This is a genomic window from Bacillota bacterium (assembly GCA_036504675.1).
Classification (GTDB): Bacteria; Bacillota; Sulfobacillia; order JAJYWN01; family JAJZPE01; genus DASXUT01.
The window spans coordinates 25924-45972 of record DASXUT010000144.1 but is presented as its reverse complement, the minus strand read 5'-3'; the positions used below and the strand labels follow the sequence as shown (position 1 = coordinate 45972).

21 protein-coding genes and 1 riboswitch are annotated in these 20049 nt (G+C 66.4%); all 21 genes read left to right on the top strand.

What is annotated here, in order from left to right; all coding sequences use genetic code 11:
* Window positions 1–3: 3 nt before the first annotated feature.
* Window positions 4–1158, top strand: coding sequence for a tRNA guanosine(34) transglycosylase Tgt (gene tgt, locus VGL40_10120; GenBank protein ID HEY3315613.1), 1155 nt, complete (start codon window positions 4–6; stop codon window positions 1156–1158).
* A gap of 66 nt (window positions 1159–1224) precedes the next feature.
* A complete protein-coding gene (yajC, locus tag VGL40_10115) occupies window positions 1225–1590 on the top strand; it encodes a preprotein translocase subunit YajC (protein HEY3315612.1) in 366 nt (121 codons plus the stop codon).
* Between the two features lie 180 nt (window positions 1591–1770).
* Window positions 1771–2025, top strand: coding sequence for a ferredoxin family protein (locus VGL40_10110; GenBank protein ID HEY3315611.1), 255 nt, complete (start codon window positions 1771–1773; stop codon window positions 2023–2025).
* Window positions 2015–3175 carry a 2-oxoacid:acceptor oxidoreductase subunit alpha gene (locus tag VGL40_10105; GenBank protein HEY3315610.1) on the top strand — a complete coding sequence of 387 codons (1161 nt, stop codon included), beginning with the start codon at window positions 2015–2017 and terminating at the stop codon, window positions 3173–3175. The genes VGL40_10110 and VGL40_10105 overlap by 11 nt, the downstream gene beginning before the upstream one ends.
* Window positions 3176–3213: 38 nt before the next feature.
* Window positions 3214–3993, top strand: coding sequence for a 2-oxoacid:ferredoxin oxidoreductase subunit beta (locus VGL40_10100; GenBank protein ID HEY3315609.1), 780 nt, complete (start codon window positions 3214–3216; stop codon window positions 3991–3993).
* Between the two features lies 1 nt (window position 3994).
* A complete protein-coding gene (locus VGL40_10095) occupies window positions 3995–4561 on the top strand; it encodes a 2-oxoacid:acceptor oxidoreductase family protein (GenBank protein HEY3315608.1) in 567 nt (188 codons plus the stop codon).
* A gap of 55 nt (window positions 4562–4616) precedes the next feature.
* A complete protein-coding gene (locus VGL40_10090; protein ID HEY3315607.1) occupies window positions 4617–5867 on the top strand; it encodes a Glu/Leu/Phe/Val dehydrogenase in 1251 nt (416 codons plus the stop codon).
* Window positions 5868–6092: 225 nt separating this feature from the next.
* Window positions 6093–7733 (top strand): methylmalonyl-CoA mutase family protein, encoded by a 1641-nt coding sequence (locus VGL40_10085; GenBank protein ID HEY3315606.1) that lies wholly within the window; start codon window positions 6093–6095, stop codon window positions 7731–7733.
* A 65-nt stretch (window positions 7734–7798) separates the two neighbouring features.
* Window positions 7799–8227: a cobalamin B12-binding domain-containing protein gene (locus VGL40_10080; protein HEY3315605.1), complete on the top strand. Its 429-nt coding sequence runs from the start codon at window positions 7799–7801 to the stop codon at window positions 8225–8227.
* 93 nt (window positions 8228–8320) lie between these two features.
* On the top strand, window positions 8321–8743 hold the full coding sequence (gene mce, locus VGL40_10075; protein HEY3315604.1) for a methylmalonyl-CoA epimerase: 423 nt from the start codon (window positions 8321–8323) through the stop codon (window positions 8741–8743).
* A complete protein-coding gene (locus VGL40_10070; protein ID HEY3315603.1) occupies window positions 8736–10313 on the top strand; it encodes a carboxyl transferase domain-containing protein in 1578 nt (525 codons plus the stop codon). The genes mce and VGL40_10070 overlap by 8 nt, the downstream gene beginning before the upstream one ends.
* 34 nt (window positions 10314–10347) lie before the next feature.
* Entirely contained in the window at window positions 10348–10671 is a 324-nt protein-coding gene (locus VGL40_10065) for a hypothetical protein (protein HEY3315602.1), read from the top strand.
* Window positions 10668–11096, top strand: a complete 429-nt coding sequence (locus tag VGL40_10060) for a biotin/lipoyl-containing protein (GenBank protein HEY3315601.1) — start codon at window positions 10668–10670, stop codon at window positions 11094–11096. Before VGL40_10065 ends, VGL40_10060 begins: the two co-directional genes overlap by 4 nt.
* A 75-nt stretch (window positions 11097–11171) precedes the next feature.
* Window positions 11172–12293 (top strand): hypothetical protein, encoded by a 1122-nt coding sequence (locus VGL40_10055; protein HEY3315600.1) that lies wholly within the window; start codon window positions 11172–11174, stop codon window positions 12291–12293.
* 185 nt (window positions 12294–12478) lie between these two features.
* A riboswitch (cyclic di-AMP (ydaO/yuaA leader) is annotated at window positions 12479–12667 on the top strand.
* 7 nt (window positions 12668–12674) lie between these two features.
* On the top strand, window positions 12675–13619 hold the full coding sequence (locus tag VGL40_10050) for an N-acetylmuramoyl-L-alanine amidase (GenBank protein HEY3315599.1): 945 nt from the start codon (window positions 12675–12677) through the stop codon (window positions 13617–13619).
* Between the two features lie 183 nt (window positions 13620–13802).
* A complete protein-coding gene (locus tag VGL40_10045) occupies window positions 13803–14150 on the top strand; it encodes an ASCH domain-containing protein (protein HEY3315598.1) in 348 nt (115 codons plus the stop codon).
* A 4-nt stretch (window positions 14151–14154) separates the two neighbouring features.
* Window positions 14155–14796 carry a 5-formyltetrahydrofolate cyclo-ligase gene (locus VGL40_10040; GenBank protein HEY3315597.1) on the top strand — a complete coding sequence of 214 codons (642 nt, stop codon included), beginning with the start codon at window positions 14155–14157 and terminating at the stop codon, window positions 14794–14796.
* Window positions 14797–14869: 73 nt separating this feature from the next.
* Window positions 14870–15481 carry a class IV adenylate cyclase gene (gene cyaB / locus VGL40_10035; GenBank protein HEY3315596.1) on the top strand — a complete coding sequence of 204 codons (612 nt, stop codon included), beginning with the start codon at window positions 14870–14872 and terminating at the stop codon, window positions 15479–15481.
* 802 nt (window positions 15482–16283) lie between these two features.
* The gene (locus tag VGL40_10030; protein HEY3315595.1) at window positions 16284–17813 is read left to right on the top strand and encodes an ABC transporter substrate-binding protein; all 1530 of its coding nucleotides are present in this window, start codon (window positions 16284–16286) and stop codon (window positions 17811–17813) included.
* Between the two features lie 63 nt (window positions 17814–17876).
* Window positions 17877–18839 (top strand): ABC transporter permease, encoded by a 963-nt coding sequence (locus tag VGL40_10025; GenBank protein HEY3315594.1) that lies wholly within the window; start codon window positions 17877–17879, stop codon window positions 18837–18839.
* On the top strand, window positions 18836–19711 hold the full coding sequence (locus VGL40_10020; protein ID HEY3315593.1) for an ABC transporter permease: 876 nt from the start codon (window positions 18836–18838) through the stop codon (window positions 19709–19711). Before VGL40_10025 ends, VGL40_10020 begins: the two co-directional genes overlap by 4 nt.
* The last annotated feature ends 338 nt before the right edge of the window (window positions 19712–20049 follow it).

Below are 20049 nucleotides of genomic sequence, written 5' to 3'. Positions count from 1 at the left end.
ACCATGGAACACTTCACCTTCGAAGTGCGTAGTAGGGACGTGGGGACGGCGGCCCGGACGGGGGTCTTCTCGACACCTCACGGACCGATCCAGACCCCTGCCTTCATGCCGGTGGGCACCCAGGCGACGGTCAAGGCGATGACCCCCGACGAGTTGAAGGCGATCGGGGCCGAGATCATCCTGGCCAACACCTACCACCTATACCTGCGGCCGGGGCACGAACTCATCCGCCGGGCGGGGGGGCTCCACGCCTTCATGAACTGGGACCGCCCGATCCTCACGGACAGCGGCGGATACCAGGTCTTCAGCCTGTCGCAGCGGCGGACGATCGAGGAGGACGGAGTCACCTTCCGTTCCCACCTCGACGGCTCGGAGCATTTCCTCAGTCCGGAGCGGGCCGTCGAGATCCAGGAGGCCCTCGGCTCCGATGTGATGATGGCCTTCGACGAATGCATCCCTTACCCGGCCGAATTCGAGTACCAGCGGCAATCGACCGAGCGCACGGCCCGTTGGGCGGCCCGCTGCAAGGAGGCCCATGAACGGGCCGCGGCCAGTCCCGGCGAGGCCGGCGAAAGGGCCCGAAGACAGGCCCTTTTCGGAATCGTCCAGGGCGGCCTGGAGCGGCCCCTGCGGGAGTGGAGCGCCCGGGCCACCGTGGACATTGGGTTTCCCGGCTACGCCATCGGCGGCCTCTCCGTCGGCGAGCCGAAACCGGTCATGTACGAAGCCCTCGACTACACTGTCCCGCTGCTCCCGGAGGACAGGCCGCGGTACCTAATGGGGGTCGGGTCACCAGACGCCCTTCTGGAAGGGGTCAGGCGGGGGATCGACCTTTTTGACTGCGTCCTTCCGACCAGGCTGGGCCGGCACGGAGCGGTGATGACTTCCCGCGGCCGAGTGACCGTCAGGGACGCCGCCTATGCATCAGACTTCGGCCCCCTCGACCCGGACTGCGGCTGCTATGTCTGCCGGAACTACAGCCGGGCCTATATCCGCCATCTGCTCAAGGCCAATGAGATCCTGGGCCTTCGCCTGACCACTTGGCATAATCTTTGCTTCATCCTGGACCTGATGGGTAAGGTCAGAGGGGCCGTCCAGGCGGGTCGCTTCGAGGCTTTCCGGGCTGAATTCTACCGCCTCCACGGGGAAGACTTCTAGGAAGGGGAATTTCCCTGGGCGTCGAATGGCAGTATGAGTGCCCCGGCACACGAAAGGAGACGAGCGATGACTAGTCAGCAACTCGCAGGCCTTCTCCCCTTGTTACTCTTGGTCGTCCTGTTCTACTTCCTGATCATCCGGCCTCAGCAGACCAATCAGAAGAAACGCCAGCAGATGATGACCGGTCTCCACAAGGGCGACCGGGTGGTGACCATCGGCGGGATGTACGGGACCGTCACCGAAGTCAAGGATGATCGGGTCAAGTTGAGGATCGCCGACAGAGTCGAGGTCGAGATGGCCAAGGCTGGCGTCGACCACGTCCGTACCGAGGGCCCCAAGTCGGACCGGCCCAAAGAGAAGGATGAGGATGAGGCCAAGGCCGAAGAGAAGAAGGCAGAGGCCCAAGAGACCGGCGGCGAGAAGAAGGAATAGTCCGGCGAGCGCGTAAGCCGGGAACCAGCGCCCTGGGAATACCCGACGCCGACCGCGGCCGCTGATCGATATGAAATTCGTTCACCTGGCCCGGCCAAACCGGGTCATTTCTTTGTGGACACACCACCAGACGCCCTCTAATCGCCGCATACATTGATCCAACCGAGGTGAGTGATTACCGTGGCTTCCCAGACCGCCGGGGCGGTCAAAGTGGAACCGCTGCCGGTGACCTTCAACCAAGAATGGTGCAAGAAGTGCGGAGTCTGCGTCAGGTTCTGCCCGGTCAAGGCCCTCGAGACCGGGCCGTCCGGGTTTCCCGCCCTGGCCCGCCCGGACGAATGCACCCGCTGTGGACTCTGCGAGAACCTTTGCCCCGACTACGCCGCCGTGGTCAGTCCCCGACCGAAGAAAAGAGGTGCCGGGGATGAATCCTGAGCGCAGCCGCATCAGGTTGATGCAGGGGAACGAAGCCTGCGTCGAAGGAGCCATCGCCGCCGGGTGCCGGTTCTACGCCGGATACCCGATCACCCCGTCGACCGAGATCGCCGAGCTGATGAGCGAGCGTTTACCAAGAATCGGCGGCCGGTTCATCCAGATGGAGGATGAGATTGGGAGCATGGCCGCGGTCATCGGGGCTTCCCTTGGCGGGCGCAAGGCGATGACCGCCACCAGCGGGCCGGGCTTCTCCCTGAAGCAAGAGAACATCGGCTTCGCCGCGGTGACCGAAGTCCCGTGCGTCATCGTGGACGTCCAGCGGTTCGGTCCGAGCACCGGGCAGCCTACCTCGCCGGGCCAGGGTGATGTGATGGCGGCGAGGTGGGGGACCCACGGTGACCATCCCGCGGTGGTCCTAAGCCCCTGGTCCGTCAGGGAGACCTTTGACCTGACGGTCAGGGCTTTCAACTTGGCCGAGAAGCTGCGGACCCCGGTCATCCTGCTGTCCGATGAGGTCATCGCCCACATGCGCGAAAAGGTCGAGTTGCCCGACCCGGCCTCGATTGAGGTCGTCGACCGGCGCCGGCCGACAGTCGACGCGGATGAGTACCTGGCGTATGGCCCGGCCCCCGGTGACGAGGGACAGGAGGGCTACATCCCCCCGATGGCCGACTTCGGGGATGGGTACCGGTATCACGTGACCGCTCTCTTCCACGGCCTCGATGGGTTCCCCACGGGCGACCACGCGGAATCGGATTTCCTCCTCCGGCGGATCAATGCCAAGATCGAGACCAGGCGATCGGAGATCATCCAGGTCGCTCGGGAAAGCCTGAGCGACGCCGAGGTCGTCGTGGTCGCCTATGGCTGCACGGCCAGGCCGGCCGTGAGCGCCGTCCGCGAGGCGCGGGCCCGGGGAATCAAGGCCGGGCTCCTCCGCCTGGTGACCATCTGGCCGTTCGCCGACGAGGTCATTCAAGAGACGGCCAACACCGGCCGGGTCTTCATCGTTCCAGAGATGAACCTTGGCCAGGTCTCCCGCGAGGTCGAGCGGGCTCTCCACGGAGCGGCACGGGTGGTTCCCTTCGCCCGAGTCGACACCGAACTCTTTACCCCTGACGAGATCCTCGCCAGGATAAGCGAGGAGGCCTGACCGTGCCCGACCTCTCGACCTACTTCCGGACCAACCACATGCCCCACCTCTGGTGTCCCGGCTGCGGCCACGGGATCGTCCTCGGGGCCGTCGTCCGGGCCATCGACCGCTTGAGCCTGGACAAGGATAAGGTGGCCGTGGTCTCGGGCATCGGCTGCGCCTCTCGAGCCCCGGGATACCTGGATTTCAACACCCTGCATACGACCCACGGCCGGGCCCTGGCTTTCGCTACCGGGTTGAAGCTGGCCCGCCCCGACTTGAGAGTGATCGTCGTCGCCGGTGATGGTGACCTGGCGGCCATCGGTGGCAACCACCTGATTCATGCCTGTCGCCGGAATATCGACCTCACCACGGTCTGCTTCAACAACGAGATCTACGGGATGACCAGCGGGCAGTGCTCGCCGATGACGCCGACCGGCAAAGTGGCCACGACGGCCCCTTTCGGGAACATCGAGCGCAACTTCGACCTCTGTGACCTGACCCGGGCGGCCGGGGCGACTTTCGTAGCCCGCGGGGCGGCTTACTATGCCCGGGCTCTCTCGGGCCTGATCGAGCAGGCCATCAAACACAAGGGTTTCTCCTTCGTCGAGGCGGTCAGCCAATGTCCCACCTATTATGGACGGCGGAACAAGATCGGGACCGCCCCGGACATGCTGGAATGGCAGCGGACCCACGCCGTGACGGCGGAGAAGGCGGCCGCCCTGTCCCCGGAAGAGATGGCCGGCAAGTTCATCATCGGCAAGTACTTCGAGACCGAGGCCCCCGAGTACACGGAGGAGTACGCCAGACTCTCCGAGCGGTTGAAGGGGGGGCGGTGAGATGGCCCGGGTCGAAATCAGGCTGTCCGGCGAGGGCGGTCAGGGGATCATCCTGGCCGGGATCATCCTGGCCGAAGCGGCGGCCATCTATGACGGCAAGAACGCCGTCCAGACCCAATCCTACGGCCCCGAATCGCGGGGCGGAGCCTCCAAGGCCGAGGTCATCCTGGACGAGGGGAACATCGATTACCCGGAGGTCCAGAGGCCTCAGATCCTCCTGGCGATGAACCCGGAGGCCTGTGAGAAGTACGCTCCGTCCCTGGCCCCGGGCGGGACGTTGATCGTCGACGAAACATTTGTGAAGGAAATCCCGAAGATCGACGGAAAGGCCTATTCCGTACCCATCACTGGGATCGCCCGGGAGGCCTTCAAGCGGGACATCGTCGCCAACATCGTCGCTCTCGGAACCGTCACCGCCCTCACCGGCGTGGTCTCCCGACCGGCCATCGAGCAGGCCGTATTGAGCCGCGTCCCGAAGGGCACCGAGGACTTGAACCGGCGAGCCCTGGAAGCGGGGTTGGCCGCCGGAGACGAGATAATCCGCCGGGTCGCGCGACCATCGCGGTAAGGGACGCAGCCTATAGACTTAGCAGCAGACTGATGATTTGGGGGGAACTGTCCAAATGAGCGAGACCATGAACCCGTTTATCATCGTCCAGCAGCAGATCAAGAAGGCCTGCGATGCCTTGAAACTCGAGCCTGCCGCGTATGAGCTCCTCAAGCAGCCCCTGAGGGTCATCGAGGTGGCCATCCCCGTGACCATGGACGACGGGACCGTCAAGGTGTTCAGCGGCTGGCGGTCGTTGCACAACGACGCCCCCGGCCCCACCAAGGGCGGCCTTCGTTTCCACCCAGCCGTGCATGTCGATGAGGTCAAGGCCCTCTCCATGTGGATGACCTTCAAATGCGCCGTCCTCGGCCTGCCATACGGCGGCGGCAAGGGCGGCATCAGAGTCAACCCCAAGGAGCTGTCCCAGCGAGAACTGGAGCGACTCAGCCGTGGTTGGGTCGACAAGGTCGCCCCGCTGATCGGGCCGGAGAGGGACGTCCCGGCTCCCGACGTCTATACCAACCCGCAGATCATGGCCTGGATGGTCGACGAGTTCTCGAAGATCCGGCAGTACAACAACTTCGGCCTGATGACCGGCAAGCCTTTGATCATCGGCGGTTCCGCCGGCCGGAACACGGCCACCGCCCGCGGCTGCGTCTTCGTCATCAAGGAAGCGGCCCAGAAGCTCGGGATCAACCCCAAGGGGGCCAAGGTCGCCGTCGAAGGCTTCGGCAACGCCGGCAGCTTTGCCGCCCAGCTCATGAGCGACCTCGGGGCCAAGGTCGTCGCGGTCAACGACTCCAAGGGCGGCGCCTACAACCTTCACGGCCTCGACCTCAAGGCCATCCTGGCCTGGAAGGACAAGACCGGCTCGGTCAAGGGCGCCCCCGGGACAGAGGACATCTCCAACGAGGCCCTTTTGACGTTGGATGTCGACATCCTCATCCCGGCGGCCCTGGAGAACCAGATCACCGCGGCCATCGCTCCGAACGTCAAGGCCAAGATCATCGGCGAGGCCGCCAACGGGCCGACCACCCCAGAGGCCAACGAGATCCTCTTCAAGCGGGGCATCTTCGTCATTCCCGACATCCTGGCGTCGGCCGGCGGCGTCACCGTCTCCTACTTCGAATGGGTCCAGAACCTGATGAGCTTCTACTGGACCGAAGAGGAAGTCAACCAGCGGCTCGAGCGGATGATGATCGAGTCGTTCAACTCCGTCTTCAACATGCACCAGAAGCAGAATGTCGACATGCGGCAGGCGGCCTTCATGGTCGCCGTCGACCGGGTCGCCCAGGCCATGCGCGTCCGCGGCTGGCTGCATTGATCGACCCACTCCACCACTCGCCGCCGCACTAGACGAAGCAGGCAACCCGGCCCCGCCGCGCTCTTGGGCAGCGGGGCCGGGCTTTTACGGGGAATCATGGTCATAAGGGATTGACAAGGAGGGAAGCGTTTGTCAGACGACAAGACCGTTGAGCGCGGTGGACGCTCGCCCGACCGGGCCGGGAAGACCTTCGATGAAGAAGCTGTCGGGCGCATCAGATCGGCCGTGACCGCCTGGACCGAGGGGCCGGTGAAGAAGACCCTGGCCAAGTTCGCCGAACAGAAGGAAGACTTCCGGCTGACCTCCGGGGAGCCGGTCCACCGCCTGTACACCCCGGTCGACCTGGCCGACCAAGACTATCTGGAGGACCTCGGCTTCCCCGGGGAGTACCCGTTCACCCGCGGGGTCCAACCGACCATGTACCGGGGGCGCTTCTGGACGATGCGCCAGTACGCCGGGTTCGGGTCGGCCGAGGAGACCAACGCCCGTTTTAAGTACCTGCGGGAACACGGGCAGACCGGTCTATCGGTGGCTTTCGACCTGCCGACGCAGATCGGTTACGACTCCGACCATCCACTGGCCGAAGGGGAAGTGGGGAAGGTGGGGGTGGCCATCGACACCCTCGCCGACCTGGAGACGCTGTTCGCGGGCATCCCCCTGGACAAGGTCTCGACCTCGATGACCATCAACGCCCCGGCCTCTACGCTCCTGGCCATGTACCAGGCGGTCGGCAGGAAACAGGGGGTCCCGTCAAGGGCCCTCAACGGGACGGTCCAGAATGATATCCTCAAGGAGTATGCCGCCCGGGGAACCTACATCTTCCCGCCCGGCCCGTCGATGCGTCTGGTCACGGACATCTTCGCTTACTGTGCGAGGGAGATGCCCGACTGGAACACCATCAGCATCAGCGGCTATCACATCCGTGAGGCGGGGGCTACGGCCGTTCAGGAGGTCGCCTTCACCCTGGCCAACGGCATCGCCTACGTCCAGGCCGCCGTCGAGGCCGGCCTCGAGGTCGATTCCTTCGGCCCGCGCCTGTCTTTCTTCTTCAACTCGCACCTCGACTTCCTCGAAGAGGTGGCCAAGTTCCGGGCCGCCCGTCGTCTCTGGGCGCGGATCATGCGCGGCCGTTTCGGAGCCAAGAACCCTCGTTCCTGGATGCTCCGCTTCCACACTCAGACCGCCGGGGTCACCCTCACCGCTCAGCAGCCGGACAACAACATCATCCGTGTGGCCTGGCAGGCCATGGCCGCCGTCCTGGGGGGCACCCAGTCGCTGCATACCAACTCCCGCGACGAAGCCCTTGCCCTGCCGTCGGAGGACTCGGTCCGCATCGCTCTTCGCACCCAGCAGTTGATTGCCCACGAGAGCGGCGTGGCCGAGACGATCGACCCCCTCGCCGGCTCATACTATGTCGAGACCCTGACCGACCGGATCGAGGCGGAGGCCCGGCACTACATCGAAAGAATCGACGCCATGGGTGGCGCCCCGGCGGCCATCGAGCGCGGCTTCATCCAGTCTGAGATACACGACAGCGCCTATCGTTACCAGCGGGAGATCGAATCCGGGGACCGGGTCATCGTCGGAGTCAACAAGTTCCAGGTCGAGGAGGAAGGGCCCCGGGAGCTCCTCCGAGTCGACCCGGAGGTGGCCGAGAGGCAACGGGCCAAGCTCGCCCGGATCAAGGCCGCGCGGGATGGGGGAGCCGTCGACCGGGCCCTCGGGGCTCTGGAAGGGGCCGCCCGGGGCCGGGACAACGTCATGCCCCACATCCTCGAGGCGGTCGAGGCTTATGCCACCCTTGGAGAGATCAACGACATCCTGAGAAAGGTCTTCGGGGAGTATCACGCTTCAACCGCCCTGTGATCCGGGCGACGGGCCGGCGGGGCGGAGCCTGGGTACATAACACTAATTATGTGGAGTTGAGGCCTGTGGCACAGGAGAAGATCAGGGTGCTGGTGGCCAAGCCGGGCTTGGACGGCCACGACCGGGGGGCCAAGGTGATCGCCCGGGCCTTACGGGACGCCGGGATGGAAGTCATCTACACCGGCCTCCGGCAGACCCCCGAGCAGATCGCTGAGGCGGCCTTGCAGGAAGACGTCGACGTGGTGGGGCTGTCAATCCTTTCCGGCGCCCATCGCCACCTCTTTCCGCGGGTCGTCGAGGCCCTCCGCCGCAAGGGTTTGGGCGACGTGCTGGTCATCGGCGGGGGGATCATCCCGACCGAGGATGTACCGGAGCTCAAGCGGCAGGGCATCGCCGAGCTCTTCGGACCGGGCACGCCCACGGCCAAAGTGGTCGAGTTCATCCGGAAAATGGTTGGGGCCGAGAGGGAATCGGGGCGGGACGTTGAACCATAATCCTGGGATACTAGGAGTTAGTCTTAAGACTTGTGATTAGGGGCACCGCCCGCGGCGTCCGTCCGCGGGCATGACCATGCGGAGGTGGAACGGTTGATCAAGCGGATTGACCACCTGGGAGTGGCGGTTCACTCCATCGACCAGGCCCTCGGGTTCTATCGGGAGGCCCTGGGCCTCGAGGTCACGCACGTGGAAACGGTTGCCGATCAGAAGGTCAAAGTGGCTATGCTACCCTTAGGGGAATCACGGATCGAGTTGATGGAGCCGACCGGGCCCGAAAGCCCGGTGGCCAAGTTCCTCGAATCCAGGGGAGAGGGGCTGCAACACATCGCCATCGGCGTCGATGACCTCGAGGCGACCCTGCGGCGGGCCAAGGAGCGGGGGGTCCGGCTCCTCGACGAGCGGCCCCGGCCCGGCGCCTCCGGGACGCTGGTCGCCTTCGTTCATCCCAAGAGCACGGGCGGAGTCTTGATCGAGTTCGTAGAGCGGACCGGGGGGAACGAGAAGCATGGCTGATGTCGTCAAGGCGGACCGGGCCGACCGGCCGGCCAAGCTGGAGGACCTGGAAAGACGGGAGGCTGTGGCCCGGGCCGGCGGCGGCCCCAAGCGGGTTGAGCGTCAGCACGAGGCGGGCAAGCTGACCGCCCGTGAACGCCTCGACCGCCTCTTCGACCCGGGCACCTTCAACGAGCTCGACCTGTTCGTCAGGCACCGGGCGACCGAGTTCGGCATGACCGGGATCGAGGCCCCGGCCGAAGGCGTGGTCACCGGTCATGGAACGATTGACGGCCGGCCCGCCTTTGCCTTCGCTCAGGACTTCACGGTCATCGGCGGCACGCTCGGGGAGATGCACGCGGCCAAGATCTGCAAGGCCATGGACCTTGCGGCCAAGGCGGGCGTGCCGTTCATCGGCCTGAACGATTCAGGCGGGGCCAGGATCCAGGAGGGCGTCGACGCTCTCAACGGGTACGGCAGCATCTTCTACCGCAACACCCTCAACTCGGGGGTCATCCCGCAACTTTCGGTCATCCTCGGACCCTGCGCCGGCGGAGCGGTTTACTCCCCGGCCCTGACCGACTTCGTCTTCATGGTCGACCAGACCAGCCAGATGTTCATCACCGGGCCACAGGTGATCAAGGCGGTGACCGGTGAGGAGGTCTCGGCCGATCAGCTGGGCGGGGCCCTGACCCACAACCAGATCAGCGGGGTGGCTCATTTCTACGCCCAGAGTGAGGACGACTGCCTGGCTCTGGTGAAGAGGCTCCTGAGCTTCCTGCCCCCGAACAACCTCGGCGATCCGCCGGCCTCACCGACCGCCGACCCCGTCGACCGGGTGGGGGAAAGCCTCCTGGCGGTGATCCCGGACGACCCGAACAAGGCCTACGACGTTCGGGACGTTATCGTCCCCATCATCGATGATGGCGATTTCTTCGAGTCCCAGCCCTATTGGGCGACCAACATGGTTACCGGATTCGCCAGGCTCGGTGGGCGCCCCATCGGGATCATCGCCAACCAGCCCAAGGTGCTGGCCGGCTGCATCGACATCAACGCCTCGGACAAGGCTTCGCGCTTCGTCCGGTTCTGCGACGCCTTCAATGTGCCCCTGCTGACCCTGGTCGACACGCCGGGCTATCTCCCGGGGACGGATCAGGAGTACGGCGGGATCATCCGCCACGGCGCGAAGCTGCTCTATGCTTACTCTGAAGCAACCGTCCCCAAGCTGACCGTGGTCCTCCGGAAAGCCTACGGCGGGGCCTATCTGGCCATGTGCAGCCGGTCCCTCGGAGCCGACCAGGCCTTCGCCTGGCCGCAGGCGGAGATTGCCGTGATGGGACCCGAGGGCGCGGCCAACATCATCTTCAGAGACGACATCGCCTCGTCGCCGAACCCCCCCGAGACTCGTCGCCAGAAGATCGAGGAGTACCGCGAGAAGCTCCATCACCCGTATGTGGCGGCGGCCCGGGGTTACATCGACGCGGTCATAGACCCGCGGCGGACGCGGGCGGCCTTGGCGGCCGCGCTGGAAGTCTTCAGTTCCAAGCGGGAGACTCGGCCGCCCAAAAAACACGGCAACCTCCCGGTCTGACGACCGGGGGCTTCGGGACGCGGAGGGGAGCGAGATGGCGAAGGGCAAGGCCCGACCGGCCGGGGAGCGGCGGCTGAAGCTGACGGCCGGCGGGGAGCCGCCGCCGGAGGTGGCCGCAGCGATCATCGCCGCCATCGATGAGTACATGCTGGCGGAGGGGCGGTCAACGGAAGGAACCGCCGGCCTGTCTGACGATGCCGGCGACCTTCGCGGTTCGGGGTGGCGGGTCTCCATCAATCCCGGGCGGCCGACGCCCGGCGCCGAGGTTCGCCCGAGGGCGGACTGGTCGGCCGCCGGCCGGCGCGGTCTGATGCAGTCCGGGATGAGAATGGATTGGCGAAAGGGGTCCGGGAGATGACCGTCAGGAAGTTCCGGGTGACCGTCGACGGACAAAGCTACGACGTGGAGATAGAGGAGATCGGACTCGCCGCGGGGCGGCCGGTCCGAGCCGGAGACCGGCCGACCCCGCCCGGCGGACCGGCCGTCCCGCCGGCCGTGCCGGGCCCGGCGGCTCCGGCCCGAAAGGCCGCCGTGGCCAAAGCCCCGGCGATCATCCTGCCGCCGGGGGCCGACGGCATCACCGCGCCGCTCCCGGGGGTCATCCTGGACGTACGGGTTTCGCCCGGCCAGGCGGTCAAGGCCGGCCAGGTCCTGTTCATCCTCGAAGCAATGAAGATGGAGAACGAGATCACCGCTCCGCGGGCCGGCGAGGTGCTCCGGGTCGAGGTGGGCAAGGGGGTCTCGGTCGGCGTCGGCCAACTCCTGGCGGTCCTCAAGGGCTGAGGGCCGGAAATCGGGGGCGGAAAGACGTGGAACAAACTGGTAATACTAAGGGCAACCCCAAGAGGAGGGTTGCCCTTGCGTCGTCTACGCGTTGCTTGGAGACGGGCTTGGCCGACCGTCGCCCTCGGCCTGGCGGCCCTATTGGTCCTGGCCGCCCTGCCCGGGCTTGACCCCCACGGGGCGATGCGCCTCATCCCGCCGGTCCGAAAGCACCTGGGACGCTCGGCCTTCGAGGTCGTTGGCGTCTATGATCGGGCCGGCCAAGGGGTGGACGGTCTGCCAATCTCGGCCTCCTTCGGAGTCTTGAGCGAAAACTCCGGCCTGGTCGACGGGATCCTGGCTGATTGGTATGTGGTCGACGAGAGCGGCCGGGTCGGTCAAGCCGGTCTGGACGGCCAGGCCGTGGGCTTTGCCAGATCGATCGAGGCCGGCGTCTGGGCCCTGGTCACTCTGCAAGCCGGGTCGGGCGGCGCCGCCCCGGCCTACCTGGCCACCCCGGCCGTCCGCCGGTCCACTGCCGGCAGGCTGGCCGACGTAGTGGTCACGGAGCTATACGACGGCCTCGTCATCGACTTATCGCCGGTCGCGGTCACCGGGGGGGCTGCCGTCGAAACGCAGGTCGTCGCCCTCATGGAGGAGACCCGCCGGGCGATGGGGCGCCGCGGGACCCTCGGCGTGGTCATCCCGGCCCTGACGGCTCCGCGCGAGCAGCCGTTTCCCATCGATCCGGCCTCCCTGACCGGGGTCGCCGACTGGATCATCCTCCAAGGATGGGGCGAGCACTGGCCGGGCAGTCGCCCGGGACCGATGGGCGGTCTGGAGTGGCTGACCGGGAACCTCGACGCCTTGCTGGCCCGGGTTGGGCCGCGCCAGGTCAGTCTGGCCTTGCCGGCCTTCGCCTACGATTGGCCGGTCGACGGGGACCAGGCGGCGGTTCGAAGGGGCAGAGACGTGGCGGCCTTGGGCCGGACCGAGGGAACCGCCGTTCGCTCGGTCCAGGCCGCGGAAACCGAAGTCAGGTACGTCACCCGTTCCGGCCTGCAGAGCCAGGCCTGGTACCTGGACGGGCAGTCCTTCTTGAGCCGCGTCAGGATGGCGAAAACCTATGGGCTGCGCGGAGTGGTCCTGTGGCGCCTCGGCGACGAGGACGATTCGTGGTGGATGGAGCTCGGACAGGAGGTCGTTCCAGAACGGTGACTTGGTCCGCCGGTCTGGACCGGCGGACCGCTGACTTGCCGAGAAGAGTTGTCACCCGGGCCCTAAATTTGGCCGAAATTACCACCAGCCAGCTGTCCCCCAGTTTGCCAAAAATGGCAGGATAGCTGGCCCGATTGTCGAATTGAAAGCCCATCTAGCCGAATCCGCCAGCGCTTGAGACCGCGATCCTGGGTCATCCGAAGCTCTGGCGGTACGGGGGAGAAACAGTCGTCGCGGCTTTGAGCCGTAAATGGCGACTCGGGGTGAAGGCGGTTGCGCCGTTGCGCTGATGACCAGCGGTCAACGTCCAGTCCGCCAGGCGTTCCTTCCACCTAACCCGACAGCTAACCCCGGAGGCAGACGAAGGAGGTAGCTTACCCAATGGCCGATGAGCCCAAGCGCGCCAAGCCCGCGCGGGCGTCGTCGGGGAGGACCCCGGCGCATCTCCAGCTCCCGTATCTGAGAATCGTTGGAGCGACGATCCTGGTGGCCTGGTTGATGACGGCTACCGTCGTCCTGGCTGGGACCGGCCGGGCCCCGATCGACCCGGGGCAGGCGGCCGCGGAGCCGTCGGTCACGCCGCCGGCTGAGCCGGCCGCTCCCACCGACTCGCAGGCCCCATCCGCGCCGGTGACCGCCCCCAAGCCCGCGCCGACCCCAGCCCCCAAGCCGACCCCGGCCCCCGCGCCGACCCCGGCCCCCAAGCCGGCCCCCACCCCGTCGCCTGAACCGTCGCGCGGCGGGGACCGACAACCCCTGGCCGGCAGGAGCGTGGTCGTTGACCCCGGGCACGGCACCGCCGGCAGCGGGGCCTCTGGGTTCGGCTCCGACGAAGCCACGAATGTCCTGGCTATCGCCAACCGGGTCCGGAGTCTTCTGACCCAGGCCGGGGCGAAGGTCTACATGACCCGGACCGGGATGTACTTCCCCGGCAACGCGGCGGGACAACTGGCGGTCAGGACGTCCATCGCCAACAAGGCTGGGGCCGACATCTTCGTCAGCCTCCACAACAACTTCTACGACCAGAGTAACCAGGTCCGCGGGGCGATGACGTTCTACTCGACCGGCAATGGCCACACCGCGGACAACCGTGGCCTGGCTTCGGCCATCCAGTCGTCACTGGTCGCCTCCACCGGCCTGCAGAATCGCGGCCTGCAGACGGCCGACTTCTACGTCATCCGCAACAGCTCTCTGAGCGCCTCGGTCTTGGTCGAGGTGGGCTTCCTGAGCAACCGTGACGACGCCCTGGCCCTCAAGGATGATGACTTCCGGGCCAAGGCCGCCGACGGAATCGCCGAGGGTATCGTCGACTACCTAAGCCGCTGACCAGGGATGAACGGCGACCCTCCGACGCCCCCGCCAAGCCGCGGGGGCGCCGGTCTGTGACCGGCCATCACCCCCTCGTCCGGCGGTCCCGGTCCTAATCGTCTCGACCTTTTCCGGACACGGTAGGATTAGCCATCGGTCCGTTGAATAGTATTCCGAAACCGCCGCTCGGGAGGGACCCCCGTGAAAGCCCTGAACTTCTACTCCTCGGTCTACCACGGCATCCTCGTCGTCCGCGACAAGCGTTGCACCATTCGGCTGGGAGACAAGCGCGCCAAGTACGACGAGGGGGACCTGGTCTGGGTGACCCACGGTAATCGCTTCCGTCCCCGCCAAAAAGTCTTCACGGCGGTCGTCGACCGAGTCACCCTGAAGAAGGTATCCGAACTGACCCCGGAGGACCTCTCGGGAGAGAACCCCGACATGAAAAGCCCGGCCGACGCCGCGGCCTTCCTGAAGTCGATCTATGGCCGGGAGATTGGCCCGGACGACCAGGTCACAGTGGTCTACTTCTCCGAGGTCATCGAGTGAGCCGGTGAACACGGGCACCCGAGAAGAGAAGGCTCGGCTCCGACGGGAGATCCTCCAGCGCCGGAAGGCTCTTTCCGGCGAAGAGGTGGCCGCCCGCTCGCGAGCCGTGGTCGCCCTGGCCACCTCGCTCCCCGAGTTCCAGAAGGCCGGGACGATCATGGTCTACTGCTCGTTCAAGCACGAGGTGGACAGCGGCGGACTGATTCGGGAAGGGCTCTTGAGGGGCAAGGTGGTGGCCGTCCCCAAGATCTTCCCGGCCGAGCGCCGGATGATCCCGTCGCGGCTGCTCGATCCGGCCGCCGACTTGGCCCTGGGCAACTACGGCATCCTCGAGCCGAAGGTGGAATCCCTGCGCCCCCTCGAGTCGCCCTCCATCGACCTTGTCTTCGTGCCCGGAGTGGCCTTCGACCGGCTGGGAAACCGGCTCGGTTACGGCGGCGGTTACTACGACCGCTTCCTGAAGAATCTGAGGCCGGGGAGACTGGCCGTGGCCCTGGCCTTCGAGGTCCAGCTGGTGGAGAGCCTCAAACCCGGGCGATTCGACGTCCCGATGGACCTGGTCGTCACCGAGAAGAGGGTCATCGACTGCCGGGCCAACCGACGGACCAAAGGGACCGCCCGGGACTCCTCGACCGCCCAGGGATAAGCAAGCTGCGAGCGGCAGGCCGAGCCTGCCGCTTTCCCATGGGTCGACCAATCACTTCGCGGGGGTGCAGACCTTGCCCGAACCGCCCAAGGAGATCGAGATAAAATTCCGGCTGGGGGCCGGCCCGGCGGCCGTCCGGCGCCGTCTACAGGAAGTCGGCGCCAAAGGCCGGGGGCCGGTCCACGAAGCCGATGTCTACCTCGACCAGGTCGGCGGCCGGCTGGCCGCCGAGGGGCGCGTCCTCAGGCTCCGGCGGGATCAAGCGGGGTTGGTGCTGACCTACAAGGGCCCTCCGGCCGGCGGGACCATCTTCGCCGAGCGGGAGGAGCTTGAGTGCGGGGTGGCCGACTTCGACCGGATGATGGCCCTTCTCGGAGCCCTCGGATACCTCCCGGTGCGGCGTAAGGAAAAGGTCCGGGAGACCTTCGACCTCGGGGAGGTCGCTGTCTGCCTGGACCGCTTGCCGTTCCTTGGCGATTACGTTGAAATCGAAGGCCCCCGGCGGGCCATCACCCGGGCGGCCGCCCTCCTCGGGCTGGACCTGGCCGACGGCACCAACCGGCCTTACCTGGAGCTCTACCAGGCCTACTGGCGGGACCGGGCGGTCGACCCGGAGGGGGCCCCGGAGATGCTCTTCGGGGCTGAACCTGAGGGGAACGGTGATCGCGGCGGCCGGTCGGGCTAGCAGCCGGCACGGCCCCGCGCCCCCAGATGCGACCGTCCTCGACGCGTTTGTCCCTTTTCTTCGGTCTCTTCTTCTAAGGTTCGTCCAAGGTGAATATTCCTTTGCCCAGCGGCCGGCTCTTGCCAAAGGAATCTCCCGGCCAAAGACGAATAGGGTAAAGGACAACCGAATAGCAGCGGCACCCCAAAGAGACCAAGGAGGCGACGCCATTGAAGGTGGTCGACGCGGTTGAGTACTTGTGTCTGAGCTGCGGAGTGCAAGGTCTGGAGGTTGCCCGGGGAACGGCCCCGGAGGATCGGGGGCCGGTCGGCGAGGAAAAACGTGGGAAGGCTCAAGCCCTACGCTGTCCGAGGTGCGGTTCGCCGGTCTTGACGGTAGCCCTCCGTCCTGGCTGGTTGGCCGCGGTGATGCCGTGAAATCGAGGAACCCCTTCGGGGGTTCCTTTCTGTCTGGCCCGTCCACGCTTTCCCCTTCTGGCTGAGGCCGGCTCATACCGTCCTTTGCGCCTGGGGGTTTCCTCGCTTCTTGACCCTTTCCAGCCTTCCGGAGCGGTGATATAATACAGGAAGGGTAGCACAGAGGGCTACACCTCGAGTTTATTCCCTGGTGCCTACGCAGCTTCGTCGAAGCTCAGGAACAGCCATGCTTGGATCCGACCGCGGACCGAGACAGGGAGCTGACCTGCCGGCCATGGCTTTGTCAGCCTTCCCCCGCGGGAAGGCTGTTTTTGTTCAAGGCCGGGCCGCCACTCTTCTCGCACTGAGCCCTCGCTGGCCCTCAAATCGCATAGGAGGGGATCGCCTTGGGAAAGACGGGCGGCGGCAAGAGGACGCGCGGAGCCCTGATCGGGCTCTTGGTGGTGGCGTTTCTGGCGACCGTGATCCTTCCCGGAACGGCCGGGTGCGCCCGGCAGCAAGCCCTGCGAGTGGCCATCAACACCGATCCGGACGGACTCGACCCGTATAAGACGGTGGCCGCGGCCACCTTCAACCTGACCCGGAACATCTTCGACAACCTGGTCCAGACGGACCCGGCCGGACGGCTGGGCCCCGACCTGGCCACCGACTGGAAGGTCTCCCCTGACGGGCTGACCTGGACTTTCAACCTCCGCCCCGACGTCTTCTTCCACAACGGCCGGAAGATGACGGCCGAGGATGTCAAGTGGAGCCTCGACCAGATCCGCGACCCCGGCGCCAACAAGCGGGCGGCCGATTTCGCCGCCGTGGCCTCGGTGGCGGTGAGCGGCCCGGCCCAGGTGACCATCACCCTCAAGGCGCCGCAGGCCTCCTTCTTGTCCAACCTGGCCATGGGCTGGGCGGCCATCGTCCCCAAGGAAGCGGCCGGGACGATGAGCACGGCGCCCGTCGGCACCGGACCCTTCAAGTTTGTCGAGTGGAAGAAGGACCAGGAGGTCGTCCTGGAGCGCTTTGACCAGTACTTCGGGCGCGGCGCGGCCAAGGTCGATCAGGTGGTCTTCCAGGTCATCCCCGACCCGGCCGCCCGGCTGATGGCCCTCAAGTCGGGGACGGTCGACGTCGTCCCGGATGTCCCGCCGGAGAACGCCAAGGACGTCGAGGCCGACGCCGGCCTGAAGCTTCTGGCGGTGCCGATGAACGCCGTACAGCTGATGGCGATCAACAACAAGAAGAAGCCCTTTGACGACGTCCGGGTCCGGCAGGCGCTCGCCCTAGCCGTCGACCGGAAGGCGGTCATCGACGGCTCGGTCTGGGGTTACGGGACGCCCATCGCCACCCACATGCCGGCCTCGAGCGATTGGTACAACGACCTCACGGCCAGACACGCTCAGGACGTGGCCAAGGCCAAGGCTCTCTTGGTCGAGGCCGGCTGGCCGAACGGCTTCAAGACGACGATCATTCTCCCTGAGCCCTACATGCTGCACCGCAAGGCCGGGCAGGTGGTGGCCGAACAGCTCAAGGCGATCGGGGTTCAGGCCGACCTGAAGGTCATCGACTGGGCCACCTGGCTTAAGGAAGTCTACAGCGGTCGCCATTACGAGTTGACCGTCATCGGCCACACCGGGCGGCTCGACCCGGACCCGTTCTTGAATCGATACGTCAGTACCAGCAAAGAGAACTACATGAACTTCTCGGATCCCGAATACGACCAGATCATCGCCCAGGCGGCCACCGTGTCCGACCCGAACCAGCGCAAGCAGCTCTACCGACGGGCTCAGGAGATCCTGGCCGATCAGTGTCCGGCCGTCTATCTCCAGTCGCCGATGCAGGTGGTCGGCCTGAACAAGGCCGTCCAGGGGTGGCAGGTCTATCCCATCGACATCTACGACCTGCGCGGGGTGTCCAAGGGAAAGTAGCAGTCCGGACGCCATATAACCGGCCGGCCGTCAAGGCCGGCCGGTCATCCGGAGGCCCAACGATTGACCATCCAAGCCCTGATGAGGCGCCTCGCCGGACTTGTCCTGACCGTCCTCATCGCCTCGACCCTCAGTTTTTTCGTCTTCAATATCCTGCCTGGGGACCCGGCCGCGGTCATCGTCGGCCTCGAAGGGTCGCCCGAGTCGATCCAGGCCGTCCGGGCCGAACTGGGCCTCGACCGGCCTTTAGGCGTGCGCTTCCTCGGCTGGCTCAGCGGGCTGTCCCGGGGCGACCTCGGGCGCTCGGTCCATTACGAGGAGCCGGTATTGACCCTCATCCTCAGCCGCCTGCCCCTGACGGCCACCCTGGCGGCGATGGCCATCTTTGTCGCCGCCCTCATCGGGGTACCCTTGGGCGTCCTGGCCGCGGCCCGCCGCGGCCGAGGAGTCGATTGGGCGGCCACCTTCTTCTTGCAGCTCGGCCTGGCCGTCCCCGGATTCTGGCTGGGAATCATGGCGATCATGGCTTTCTCCCTCGGCCTTCACATCTTCCCGGCCGGTGGCTATGCCGGCTCGGGGGAGGGCTTCCTGGCCGGACTGGGTTATCTCGTCCTGCCCGCCCTGACCCTGGCCGTCGGGCGGGCGGCCGTGCTGACCCGGTTGACCCGGGCCGCGATGGGTGAAGCCCTCTCGGCCAACTACGTCCAGGCCGCCCGGGGCAAGGGCGTGACCGAGGCCGGCGTCCTCTTTCGCCACGGCCTCCGCAACGCGGTCATCCCCGTCCTGACCACGGCCGGCCTGCAGGTCGGAGCGCTCCTGGCCGGCAGCGTCGTGATCGAGCGGGTCTTCGCCCTGCCGGGCCTGGGCACCCTCCTGCTCCTCGGCGTCGCCGACCGCGACCTGCCCCTCGTCCAGGGGCTGGTCGTTTTCTTCGTGCTTATCGTCTCCCTTATCAACCTGGCCGTGGATCTCAGTTACGGGGTCATCGACCCACGGACCAGGGTGGGGGAGGGGGACGGGGGATGATCGGCCGTTTCGACCTCAACCGACCTCGCCCCGGGCGGCCCGCCGGCGCCCCGTTCCAGCTTGGCCGGCGTCGTTGCCTGAACCTCGTCGTCGGGCTGATCCTGGTCTCGATCGTCCTCGCCCTGGCGGGACTCGGGGCGGTCTGGACCCCTCACGACCCGGAGCGGATGGATCTCTCCGAGCGGGCCGCCCCGCCCTCTTTGAACCACCCCTTCGGAACCGATCAGTTCGGGCGGGACGCCCTCAGCCGGGTCCTCAAGGGGGCCGGCTCGGCGGTCCAGGTGGGCCTGGGCGTGGCGGCCATCGCCGCCGCCCTCGGGGTCATCCTCGGGGCCGCCGGCGGTTTCCGAGGCGGACCACTCGATGAATTCCTCATGCGCTTCATCGACGGCCTTTACGCCTTCCCTCCCTTGATCATGGCCCTGGCCTTGGTGGCCGCCCTGGGTCCCGGCCTCCATCAGGTGACCGTGGCCATCGGCCTCGCCGAGGTCCCGGCCTTTGCCAGGCTCACCCGGAGTCTCGTGATCACCTTGAGGAAGCAGCTTTACATCGAGGCGGCCAAGTCGATCGGGGCCGGCGACTGGCAGATCGTCCGGACCCACCTGCTCCCCAACGCCGCCCCGGCCCTCTTCGTCCAGGCCAGTATCGCTTTCTCCACGGCGGTGCTGGCCGAGGCCGCCCTGTCCTTCCTCGGCCTGGGCGTCCAGCCGCCCGCCGCGAGCTGGGGGTTGATGCTGCAGGAGGCCCAGAACTTCCTTTACCAGGCTCCCTGGATGGCCATCTTCCCGGGGCTCCTGATCGCCCTGACCATCCTCGGGTTCAACCTGCTGGCCGACGGGTTGGCCGAACGCTCGGACCCGCGCCTGCGCTAGAGTAGCCCTGCTTGGCCAAGGCTTGACGAACGTGCGTTTGCACCACCGCCGGTGGAGGAGAAGCTTCTCAGTCAAAGCCGACGAGGACAAGAAGCCCGGCTGTCAATTGACAGTCGGGCTTTTCACATCTACAGGGGGCTGGCCTTCCGCACCGGCATTGGAACGGCCCCTACGCAAATGGAAAATTTTCTTCCCCGGCCAGCAGGAGTCGAGACTGGCATGGAGAAAAATAGGCATTGGTGGGTGAAAGTGGGTAGAAGTGGGGAAGGTCCCCGGGACCGGTCAGAACCGGACCCGCCCCCGCCGGATCTGAGGTTTGGGCCCTCGGGTCAACCACG